We start from the raw sequence: 1,363 nt of genomic DNA on the forward strand, positions 1-1,363 counted from the left end.
GGTGACGCATAATTTCTTTCGCAAATTGACAACCGCATAGCGGAACACGGCCCGCGCCCCGTCATATGATTTCTAGCGGCTAAACAACAAATCAACGACGAAAGGGGCACGGGCCGTGTCTGCGAACATCGTAACAGTCGACGAGGAGTCGCTGCGCAAGGACATAAAGAATCTGGTGAGGAAGACCGTCGAGGAGACGCTCAACGCGCTGCTCGACGAGGAGGCGTCCGAGCTCGTAGGGGCCGGGCGCTACGAGAGGACGGCAGGCCGGGAGGCATACCGCAGCGGCCACTACGCGAGAAAGCTCGTCACCGGGGCAGGAGAGGTCGAGCTCAACGTGCCGAAGCTGCGCGGCGCGACCTTCCAGACGGCCGTTATCGAGCGCTACCGCAGGCGCGAGACTTCGGTCGAGGAGGCCATCGTCGAGATGTACCTCGCGGGCGTCTCGACCAGGAGAATCGAGGACGTCTCCGAACTCCTCTGGGGAGCGCCCGTGTCCTCCGGCACCGTCTCCAACCTCAACGAGAAGGCGTTCGCGTCCATCGAGGCCTGGCGCCAGAGGCCGCTCGAGGGCGATTACCCTTACGTTTTCGTCGACGGCATCTACCTCAAGCGCAGCTGGGGAGGGTCCTACGAGAACGTGGCCGTTCTGGTGGCCATCGGCGTCAACTCCACCGGCGACCGGGAGGTCATCGGCTGCGCGGAGGGCTACACCGAGTCGGCGGACTCGTGGCGCGAGTTCTTCTCGTGGCTCAGGGGGCGCGGGCTCTCCGGCGTGCGGCTCGTCACCGGCGACAAGTGCGCGGGGATGCTCGGTGCGCTCGAGGAGGTGTTCCCCGGGGCACGCTACCAGCGCTGCACGGTCCACTTCTACCGAAACGTGTTGGGAAGGGTGCCCGTGACCAGGAGGAAGGCCGTGGCGCGCATGCTGAAGGCGATTCACGCGCAGGAATCGCGCGAGGCGTGCTCGAGGAAGGCGGCGGAGGTGGCGGACGAGCTGGACGGGATGAGGCTCGGCGCGGCCGCGAGGACGGTGCGCGACGGCTTCTCCGAGACTCTCGCCTACACGGACTTCCCGCCGGAGCACTGGCGCAGAATCCGGACCAATAACGGTATCGAGCGCATCAACCGCGAGATCAGGCGGAGGACGAGAGTCGTAGGGACCTTCCCGGACGGCAACTCGGCCCTGATGCTGGTGACGGCGAGGCTGAAGTACATCGTGGAGCACGAATGGGGCAAGAGGAGGTACCTGGACATGTCGAAGCTGGAGGAGATGGACGAGCTGAGCAAGAAGGCGGAGGGCTAGAGCAAGGCGGGGCCGAGGCCGCCTCGATCAATTTGCGAAAGAATCTTGACGGTACCC

1 protein-coding gene is annotated in these 1,363 nt (G+C 64.8%); it reads left to right on the plus strand.

Annotated features, from left to right (window positions below):
• The first annotated feature begins 115 nt into the window (after window positions 1–115).
• The gene (locus DWY03_RS09940) at window positions 116–1,306 is read left to right on the plus strand and encodes an IS256 family transposase (RefSeq protein WP_117648577.1); all 1,191 of its coding nucleotides are present in this window, start codon (window positions 116–118) and stop codon (window positions 1,304–1,306) included.
• Window positions 1,307–1,363 lie beyond the last annotated feature (57 nt).

Source organism: Collinsella sp. AF23-2, from assembly GCF_003459245.1.
In the GTDB taxonomy this organism is placed as follows: Bacteria; Actinomycetota; Coriobacteriia; order Coriobacteriales; family Coriobacteriaceae; genus Collinsella.